The following is a 10,853-nucleotide window of genomic DNA, read 5'->3' as shown; positions in this document are numbered from 1 at the left end:
CCTAAAACAACCTTCTCTGGAACTGCTGGAACGGCGTATGTATTGCGTTGGACTATTTCAAATGCTCCTTGTGCTGCCTCCAGTAGTGATGTGAATGTAAAATTCAATATAAGACCCAACCCTCCTATTTCTGGTGGCAATATTACTCAGTGTAAAAATCCTTCAGTACAAACGTTAACTGCAACAGCAACTGTTCTTGTGGGTCAGTCTATTGTTTGGTACGATTCCTCAACTGGTGGACAAGTAATAACTAATCCTACTTTAAATTTTGTTGGAACTAAGACCTATTATGCCGAAACTGTCGATAATAATAATTCTTGTATTAGTCCCTCTCGTACAGCAGTTACATTAACAATTAACTCTTGTTCTATAGAAATAACAAAAGATGGAATATATGAAGATACTAATAGCGATGGAATTACTAATATTGGTGATCACGTCTTATACAATTTTGTAATTACTAATACAAGTAACGTACCTCTTACAAACATCACGGTCACTGATATTAATGCAGATGTTATTGGTGGGCCTATAAACCTTTCAGCAGGTTCTTCAGATAGCACTACCTTTACTGCAACGCATTCAATTACACAAAATGATATTGACACGGGATATGTATATAACTGGGCAACTGTAAAAGGAACTCCTCCGACTGGTGATGATGTCAAGGATACGTCAACAGATCCTACACCATGCACTTCTTGTCCTATTGATCCAACCTGTCCTGATTGTACGATTACAGAACTTGTCCAATCACCTAATATCGTAATTGTTAAGAGCAATAATATCACAGTAGGACCAAATGGTTGCGCAACATTAAAAGTTGGAGATGTAGTAACCTATACCTTTACAGTAAATAATCCTGGAAATGTAAGTTTGAATACCGTAGCTGTTGTTGATAATCATGCAGGATTATCTGCTGTAGCTTTACAAAGTGGCGATACAAATAATAACAATATATTAGAGGTTACAGAAATTTGGATTTATACTGCAACGTATACTGTTACCCAAGCTGATATTAATAATGGAAATATTACTAACCAAGCAACAGTTAATGGAACTGCGCCAGATAATACCATAGTGACTGATCAGTCTGGTAATTCAATTGATAATGATGATGCCAATGTAATTCCTATTTGTACTTCACCAAACATTACAATAGTGAAAACCAATAATATCACAGTAGGAACAAATGGTTGCGCAACATTAAAAGTCGGAGATGTAGTAACCTATACCTTTACGGTAACTAATCCTGGAAATGTAAGTTTAAATACTGTAGCTGTTGTTGATAATCATGCAGGATTATCTGCTTTAGCTTTACAAAGTGGCGATACAAATAATAACAATATATTAGAGGTTACAGAAACTTGGATTTATACTGCAACGTATACTGTTACCCAAGCTGATATTAATAATGGAAAAATTACTAACCAAGCAACAGTTAATGGAACTGCGCCAGATAATACCATAGTGACTGATCAATCTGGTAATTCAATTGATAATGATGATACCAATATAATTCCTATTTGTACTTCACCAGACATTACAATAGTGAAAACCAATAATATCACAGTAGGACCAAATGGTTGCGCAACATTAAAAGTTGGAGATGTAGTAACCTATACCTTTACGGTTACTAATCCTGGAAATGTAAGTTTAAATACCGTAGCTGTTGTTGATAATCATGCAGGATTATCTGCTGTAGCTTTACAAAGTGGCGATACAAATAATAACAATATATTAGAGGTTACAGAAACTTGGATATATACTGCCACATATACGGTTACTCAAGCCGATATTAATAATGGAAAAATTACTAACCAAGCAACAGTTAATGGAACTGCGCCCGACAATACCATAGTGACTGATCAGTCTGGTAATTCAATTGATAATGATGATGCCAATGTAATTCCTATTTGTACTTCAGCAGACATTACAATAGTGAAAACCAATAATATCACAGTAGGAGCAAATGGTTGCGCAACATTAAAAGTTGGAGATATAGTAACCTATACCTTTACGGTAACTAATCCTGGAAATGTAAGTTTGAATACCGTAGCTGTTGTTGATAATCATGTAGGATTATCTGCTGTAGCTTTACAAAGTGGCGATACAAATAATAACAATATATTAGAGGTTACTGAAACATGGATATATACTGCCACATATACGGTTACTCAAGCCGATATTAATACTGGAAAAATTACTAATCAAGCAACAGTTAATGGAACTGCGCCAGATAATACCATAGTGACAGATCAATCAGGAAATTCAATTGATAATGATGATGCCAATGTAATTCCTATCTGTACAATTGCCAGCATTATAGTAACAAAAGATGGGACTTATCAAGATACAAATAATGATGGAATAACTAATGTGGGAGATAATGTGATCTACGCTTTTGTAGTGACCAATACAGGAAATGTAACTCTTACTAATATAACACTTACAGATAATAATGCCGTAATAAATGGCGGACCAATTAATAGCCTTTTGGCGGGAGCTAGTAATAGCACAACCTTCACAGCCATTCATGCTATTACTCAAAATGACATTGACTTAGGTTATGTTTACAATTTGGCACTTGTAAAAGCAACACCTCCAACAGGAAGTGACGTAACAGACACATCCAGTGACCCTACTCCTTGCACAACATGTCCTATACTTCCTGAATGTCCAGACTGTACAATTACAATAATAAATCAAAATCCTAATTTAACAGTAATTAAAACAACATCTACAGAAAACTATAGTTCTGTAGGCGATATAATAAATTATACCATACAAGTTATCAATTCAGGTAATCTAACGTTGCATCAAATAACCGTTACAGATCCATTAACAGGATTAAATACTGTGATTGATGTTATGCTACCAGGAGAAAGTAAAGAATTTGTACAAAATTATACCGTGATACAAAGTGACAGAGAAAATGGTTCAGTTATTAATAGCGCATTTGCAAATGGATTTACGCCAAATGACACACCTATCAGTGCATCTGATGATGTAACTGTTGAAGCAGCAATAGTATTAGGTTGTGGTACAGTTCTCGTTCATAATGCATTTTCACCTAATGGTGATGGAATCAATGAAGTTTTCATAATAGACAATATTGATGACATTCTTTGTTATCCTGATAATAGTGTTCAAATTTATAATAGATGGGGTATTCTCGTTTATGAAACTCTTAACTATAATAATAATTCAAATGCGTTTAATGGTACCTCTTATGGCAGAACAACTATCAAACAATCATCAGGCTTACCTACAGGAACATATTATTATATACTAAATTATACTTCTGTTGGAGGAACTGGAGAATTGCAAACTAACAGAAAGGAAGGGTATTTATACCTGAATAAGTAGTTCGAACTAACATCTATAGGCTAAATACAATTATAGTATTTAAAACAACAGTAATTTTGCTTGTATTTGAAAGATAGACACTAAATAATTTTCTTAAATGAACTATCAAATTTCAAAATCAGGAATTTGAATGATAATTTATCTAATAAATATCTACTATGAAAACAAAACTATTTTCTTTCGTCTTGATGTTTACGACAATCCTGTGTTTAGCACAGCAGGATGCTCAATATACGCAATACATGTACAACACAATTAATATAAACCCTGCCTATGCTGGATCTAGAGGAGCGCTAAGTATTTTTGCACTTCACAGAACCCAGTGGGTAGGTTTAGAAGGGGCTCCTGTTACCAATGCGGTTTCCATGCACACCCCATTAAATAACAGTAATTTAGGTTTAGGTATATCTGTATTAAATGACAAAATAGGACCTACTCGTGAGAATACTATTTCAGCAGATTTATCATATACTATTCCTACCTCTGAAAACTATAAACTTTCTTTTGGTATAAAAGCTACAGCAAACTTATTTGATCTCGACGTAACTCGGTTAAACCCAGTAGATGATGATCCCAGCTTACATGACTATAGTAATAAATTCACCCCTAATGTTGGAGCAGGTCTTTACTTACATTCCAGTAAAGCTTACGTTGGACTTTCGATACCCAATTTCATTGAAACCAACCGCTATGATGATAACGAGATAGCTATTTTTAAAGAAAAAATAAATTACTATTTAATAGCTGGATACATATTTGACCTAAATAGAGACATTCAATTCAAACCTGCGTTACTTACAAAAATGGTTGCGGGTGCGCCTTTACAGGTAGATTTGTCTGCTAATTTTATGTATGCTAATAAACTTATGCTTGGAGCAGCTTATAGATGGAGTGCTGCGGTTAGTGTTATGGCTGGATTTCAAGTTTCAGATGCATTATACATAGGTTATGGCTACGACTTAGAAACTACTAAGCTGGACAATTATAATTCAGGGTCACATGAGATTTTCTTACGCTATGAATTATTCAAGAACAATAATAAAATAATTACCCCTAGGTTTTTTTAAAACTACTATCATGAAAAGAAGTGCCATAATATACCTAGCGACATTTAATATCTTTTTAGCTAAAGGATATGCACAGGAACATATGAATACAGATGACAATCTTAATATTCAGCAACCTAGTATGGTCTCACAGCACTACCAAGATGCAGATAGTAAAACAGTAACATATATAAAATATTATCATGTTGTAGAAACCATTAATATGAAATTTGGAGGTAGCATTACAAGTTATAATGTTTCTGATAAAAGCCTAATAAGGACGACAGATTTAGGTCCAAATAACACTAGAGTTGTAACTCCTAAATTTGGTGAAAAAAAAATAAGAAATTCTAATAAAAAAGTGGCAATAAATGATCTTAAAAAGCCTACTGCAAATAGACCGGTAGCTGAGCGAACAAATGATAGACAAATAAAAGTAGAAAGCAATAAAACATTTCCTCCAAAGACCAGACCTACACGCGAGGAAAGACCGATTGTTGTTTCAACAAAGAATAGTAAGAATGACCGGTTAATGTTTCAAAATAAATCTGAAAATTCTGTTAGAGATATATCGATTACAAAACAAAATGAGACCAATACTAAAAGTACAATAGATAAAGTTATAGTGCCACCAAATGATAAGAAGCCACTTGTTGAAAAAACAATAGCCGTTGCAAAATCTAATGAAAAGTCAGCAGATCTAAAATCAGTATTGCAGGATAATCTTGCAAAACCGAAATCAAAGACTGAAATTGTAGAAAACGTAGCTGAAGTACCAGCTAATAAAGATGGATATGCCTACATAAATATTATCAAAACCTACGAAAAGGTAGCAGAAAAGGGTTATAAATCAGTCGCGATGTTTAAAAAATTAGGAAATAATTTTTATTTTAATAATGAGATGGGTAAAGCAGTTAGATGGTATGGTGAACTCTTTGCTATGGAAGAAAAATTAGATACTGAATACTACTTCCGCTACGCTACTGCGCTAAAAGTGGTAGGTCAAATAGAAAAATCTGACAATATCATGCAACAGTTTAATAATTTATCGAAAATATAAGCCAATGCATTAGTAAAGACAATTTAGTAGATACCTAAACGTTTGCATAACAAAAAAATATTATGAGAAAATCTATATTCCTATACTTACTAGTGATCAGCTTTATATCAGCAAATATGTATTCACAACATCTCAATAAAGTGAATTTTATTGAAGAGAAGTCTGTATCTGTAAACCCAGTTAATACCTATGAAAATGTAATTAAAAAGGGATACAAATCAGCAGTCATGTTCGAAAAACTAGCTAATCGATATTATTTTAATAATGAGATGAACAAAGCCGTTAAATGCTACGGTGAACTATTTGCAATAGAAAGCAATTCAAATTCTGAATATTATTTTAGATACTCGATTGCCCTAAAAGCCATAGGACAAATTGATAAGGCTACTATTATGATGCAGAAATTTGCAAAATTAACAGAAAATGAAACTACAAACAAAGAAATAATAGTAAAGTGAATTGTATAGCATCTTATAAAAACAATGATTATGAAAAAAAATATACTATTTTGGATAACGATAATGAGTATTTTTTCATGCCCCATTTATTCACAAAAAGCAAAACTTGCTAATGCCGATAAAAACTATGAAAATTACGCATATATTGATGCAATAAAGACCTATGAAAGATTAGCTGACAAAGGCTACCGATCTGCCGATATGTTTGAGAAATTAGCGAATGCTTACTATTTTAATGCAAAACTAGAAGATGCTGCTAAATGGTACGGAGAGTTATTTACGATGGATAGCGAGATAAAACCTGAAATATATTACCGTTACGCTCAGTCATTACGTGCCATAAAAGAAAATGACAAAGCGAATGCTATTATGGAAAAGTTTAATCAGTTAAATTCTGAAGATAGCAGAGGTCAACTTTTTATAAAAAACGAAGATTATTTACAAGATATCAGAAACAATGCTGGCAGGTATAAAGTTGAAGATGCTGGTATTAATTCTGAATATTCTGATTATGGAAGTAGTTTTTATCTACATAAATTAGTCTTTACTACAGCAAGAGATACCGGTAGTTTAGAACAAAGAAAACACTCATGGACAGGACAATACTTCACCAATTTGTATGAAGCTGAACTAGATGATTCATTAAGCGCAGGCAATCCAAGTAAATTTGATAAAAATGTTAGCTCTAGATTTCATGAATCAACTCCAGCATTTACTAAAGATGGTAAAACTATGTATTTTACCCGAAACAATTACCTAGATGGCAAAAAAGGCAAGGATTCTGAGCAAACCACTTTATTAAAAATTTACAAAGCTACTTACGTGGATGACAAATGGTCAGATATTTCAGAACTTAATATAGATAGCGATAATTATAGTGTAGCACATCCGGCTTTAAGTCCTGATGAAAAAACATTATATTTTGTATCGGATATGCCAGGTACATTTGGTAAATCTGATATCTTTAAAGCGGCTATAAATGCCGATGGAACGCTGGGCAGGCCTATAAATCTAGGGAAATCTATCAATACTGAAGGGCGTGAAACTTTTCCTTACATAACAGATCAAAATGAACTTTATTTTGCTTCAGATGGTCACCTTGGTATAGGTGGTTTAGATGTTTTTGTTTCTAAAATTAATTCAGAACATCAATTTGAAAAAGTTGAAAATCTCGGTGACGATATTAATTCACCTAAAGATGATTTTGCTTTTATCATAGATACTAAATCAAAAAAAGGTTTTTTCTCATCAAATAGAGATGGAGGACAAGGATCTGACGATATATATAAGTTTAAAGACACCAAACAAATTTGTGAACAAAGTCTATCTGGAAAAATAACTGATCTAGAAACAAAAGAAATTCTAGTAGGAGCAAAAATAAGTTTGTATGATAAGCTTTTCAATTTAATTGCTACAACATTATCAAATGAAGAAGGCATTTATACGTTTGATATTGAATGTAGTGAAACTTATCGAGTTAGAGCTGAAAAAGAAGATTATTCAACCGTAGAAAAGAAAATAAGCATAGCATCAAAATCTGGTAAAACAGATTTACCTATTGAATTAGAAAAAGAGATATGTAAAGTTGTGGTTGGTGATGATTTAGGAAAATGCTTTGGAATCAAAATGATTTATTTTGATTTTGACAAATCGGATATCCGTATGGAAGCTGCTTTAGATTTAGAAAAAATATTAGATGTGCTTATTGAATATCCTAAAATGAAACTTGACATTCGTTCCCATACAGATAGTCGTGGAACTTCTAAATACAATGAAAAATTATCTGATCGAAGGGCCAAATCAACAATTAGCTGGTTAATCAAAAACGGAGTTGATAAAGATAGATTAATTGGTAAAGGATACGGAGAGTACCAGTTAATAAATCGTTGCTCTGATGGCGTAGAATGTACAGAAGAAGAGCATCAGATGAACAGAAGAAGTGAATTTATAATTACTGATTTATAAAATGCTACGATAATAAGAAATGAAACTATTAAGAACATAGATGTTGCATAAAGAAATGCATCCTATAGTCTTAATAGTTTTTTTATAATAGTAATAAAAAGAGAAATTAATAATTTCCAGCCTGCTACTTATGTCAAAAATTGACTTATACTATCTTTAATTAAATCGAGACCATATTAACTATCCCTAACCTATAGCTTAAATACATATAAATAATTCTTTAGACAAAAGAACCTATATGAATCCAACAAAAAAAGAGTACCCATTAACGGGTACTCCTATTATTCAAAACTAAACTAACTCTAACTATATTTTTGCAAAAATATTTGTGTAATATTTTTTCCCAGTTGTAGGATTCTCTCTGATTGCAATTCCAAAGTGCGTGAAGTTACCTTCGATGTTTTCTTTATGAGCTGGACTTTTCAACCAAGCACTCAAAGCTGATTCTGGAGTGTTGTAATTGTAAGCGATATTCTCTCCTACTGTCTTTGCTCCTAAAACGCTAATGATATTTTGAGAGCGTGCTACGAAATCATCGTGGTTAACTACATTATTTTCAATCATGTAATGATCGTGTTGTTCTGACTTATAAGAAATATGATTGATTTGTTGTAAAGGGTTCAAACCAACACTTACTCTGTAATCATTTATTAATTTCATAGCTTCAAGTTCTGAAGCGCTGTAAGTATAATTTTCAACCTTTTGAGATTTTGCACTTAAGTTAGAAACTTCAGTTGTAGACTCAGACGAATCAGAAGAGCAAGAATTCATTGTAAATATTACTGTTGACAATAATAAGATACTAAGTAATTTTTTTCTCATAATAAGTAGGTTAAGTTTAAAGTAGATTGTGGGGCAAACTCTTTAATGTTATAAATGCGTTTCTTTCAATTTGTTATTCAAACTTAAGAATAAATCAGGTTAAAGCACACATTTAATCGACGAACTACACAATATGTTAATTATTAGATAAATATTCTTACATATTTGTTAAGTATTTGCCTATTCCTATAAAAGCGAAGCTTATATTTTAGCTAGAACTTTTCATAATAGTATCGGGGTTAATTAAGAATAAAAGGACTAGGATTGTAAAGTGATATAAAAAAAAACTCCTTGCTAATGCAAAGAGTTTTTTAAAGCCAAATTAACACCAATTAAATTTTGGCAAATATGTTTGTATAATATTTTTTCCCAGTTGTAGGATTCTCTCTTATTGCAATTCCAAAATGCGTGAAGTTACCTTCGATGTTTCCTTTATGAGCTGGACTTTTCAACCAAGCACTCAAAGCTGATTCTGGAGTGTTATAATTGTAAGCGATATTCTCTCCTACTGTCTTTGCTCCTAAAACGCTAATGATATTTTGAGAACGTGCTACAAAATCATCGTGGTTAACTACATTGTTTTCAATCATGTAATGATCATGTTGTTCTGACTTATAAGAAATATGATTGATTTGTTGTAAAGGGTTCAAACCAACACTTACTCTGTAATCATTTATTAATTTCATAGCTTCAAGTTCTGAAGCGCTGTAAGTATAATTTTCAACCTTTTGAGATTTTGCACTTAAGTTAGAAACTTCAGTTGTAGACTCAGACGAATCAGAAGAACAAGAATTCATTGTAAATATTACTGATGACAATAATAAGATACTAAGTAATTTTTTTCTCATAATAAGTAGGTTAAGTTTAAAGTAGAATGTGGGGCAAACTCTTTAATGTTATAAATGCGTTTCTTTCAATTTGTTATTCAAACTTAAGAATAAATCGGCTTAAAGCACATATTTAATCGACGAACTACACAATATGTTAATTTTTAGATAAATATTCTTACATATTTGTTAAGTATTTGCCTATTCCTATGAAAAACGAAGTTTACATTTTAGCTAGAACTTTTCATAAAAGTATCGGGGTTAATTAAGAATAAAAGGACTAGAATTGTAAAGTGATATAAAAAAAAAACTCCTTGCTAATGCAAAGAGTTTTTTAAAGCCAAATTAACACCAATTAAATTTTGGCAAATATGTTTGTATAATATTTTTTCCCAGTTGTAGGATTCTCTCTTATTGCAATTCCAAAATGCGTGAAGTTACCTTCGATGTTTTCTTTATGAGCTGGACTTTTCAACCAAGCAGTCAAAGCTGATTCTGGAGTGTTGTAATTGTAAGCGATATTCTCTCCTACTGTCTTTGCTCCTAAAACGTTAATGATATTTTGAGAGCGTGCTACAAAATCATCGTGGTTAACTACATTGTTTTCAATCATGTAATGATCATGTTGTTCTGACTTATAAGAAATATGGTTGATTTGCTGTAAAGGGTTCAAACCAACGCTTACTCTGTAATCATTTATTAATTTCATAGCTTCAAGTTCTGAAGCGCTGTAAGTATAATTTTCAACCTTTTGAGATTTTGCACTTAAGTTAGAAACTTCAGTTGTAGACTCAGACGAATCAGAAGAACAAGAATTCATTGTAAATATTACTGTTGACAATAATAAGATACTAAGTAATTTTTTTCTCATAATAAGTAGGTTAAGTTTAAAGTAGATTGTGGGGCAAACTCTTTAACGTTATAAATGTGTTTCTTTCAATTTGTTATTCAAACTTAAGAACAAACAAGATTAAAATACATATTTAATCGACGAACTACACTATATTTTCAAAAAACGGGATTTAATCTTACAAAAATTATTGTTTTTTAATTTTGGATTAAGATACTTTATTATAAATAAGATTAGTATTTAATATATTGAATTGCGATGAATCGTAAAGACAAAACTTGAAAAGATCTACTATTTAAATTATAACAAAATGATTCAAAATGTATAGGCTGTCATCCATCCGAAAAAATAAGAAGTGATGTGTAGAAAAAAAATGGTTATAAAATAAAAAAAGACTATTTATCAAGATAAATAGTCTTTTTTTTAAACCAACTAAAGTAATTCAAACCAATTTAA

8 protein-coding genes are annotated in these 10,853 nt (G+C 31.7%); 5 read left to right on the top strand and 3 right to left on the bottom strand.

All coding sequences use genetic code 11. The annotated features are described in order from the left end of the window. The 5 genes from ACEN2K_RS15155 to ACEN2K_RS15135 all read left to right on the top strand — a co-directional run. The coding region (locus ACEN2K_RS15155) for a DUF7507 domain-containing protein (protein ID WP_441760173.1) at nucleotides 1-3,369 on the top strand (3,369 nt) is incomplete at its 5' end. A 158-nt stretch (nucleotides 3,370-3,527) separates the two neighbouring features. Beyond that, a complete protein-coding gene (locus ACEN2K_RS15150) occupies nucleotides 3,528-4,436 on the top strand; it encodes a PorP/SprF family type IX secretion system membrane protein (protein WP_441760172.1) in 909 nt (302 codons plus the stop codon). Nucleotides 4,437-4,446: 10 nt separating this feature from the next. Further along, nucleotides 4,447-5,475, top strand: a complete 1,029-nt coding sequence (locus tag ACEN2K_RS15145) for a hypothetical protein (protein ID WP_441760171.1) — start codon at nucleotides 4,447-4,449, stop codon at nucleotides 5,473-5,475. 62 nt (nucleotides 5,476-5,537) lie between these two features. Continuing rightward, a complete protein-coding gene (locus ACEN2K_RS15140; protein WP_441760170.1) occupies nucleotides 5,538-5,933 on the top strand; it encodes a tetratricopeptide repeat protein in 396 nt (131 codons plus the stop codon). Between the two features lie 30 nt (nucleotides 5,934-5,963). After that, the gene (locus tag ACEN2K_RS15135) at nucleotides 5,964-7,898 is read left to right on the top strand and encodes an OmpA family protein (RefSeq protein ID WP_441760169.1); all 1,935 of its coding nucleotides are present in this window, start codon (nucleotides 5,964-5,966) and stop codon (nucleotides 7,896-7,898) included. Nucleotides 7,899-8,204: 306 nt separating this feature from the next. Here ACEN2K_RS15135 and ACEN2K_RS15130 read toward each other — a convergent pair whose 3' ends face one another. The 3 genes from ACEN2K_RS15130 to ACEN2K_RS15120 form a co-directional block, all read right to left on the bottom strand. Beyond that, entirely contained in the window at nucleotides 8,205-8,720 is a 516-nt protein-coding gene (locus tag ACEN2K_RS15130) for a CAP domain-containing protein (RefSeq protein ID WP_441760168.1), read from the bottom strand. Nucleotides 8,721-9,052: 332 nt separating this feature from the next. After that, complete coding sequence (locus ACEN2K_RS15125; RefSeq protein ID WP_441760167.1) at nucleotides 9,053-9,568, bottom strand: CAP domain-containing protein; 516 nt, start codon at nucleotides 9,566-9,568, stop codon at nucleotides 9,053-9,055. A 334-nt stretch (nucleotides 9,569-9,902) separates the two neighbouring features. Beyond that, nucleotides 9,903-10,418 carry a CAP domain-containing protein gene (locus tag ACEN2K_RS15120; protein WP_441760166.1) on the bottom strand — a complete coding sequence of 172 codons (516 nt, stop codon included), beginning with the start codon at nucleotides 10,416-10,418 and terminating at the stop codon, nucleotides 9,903-9,905. Nucleotides 10,419-10,853: the final 435 nt, after the last annotated feature.

Origin of the sequence: Flavobacterium sp. W21_SRS_FM3 (assembly GCF_052113625.1) — a bacterium.
Lineage (GTDB): Bacteria > Bacteroidota > Bacteroidia > Flavobacteriales > Flavobacteriaceae > Flavobacterium.
This window is presented reverse-complemented; position numbering and strand designations above follow the sequence as displayed.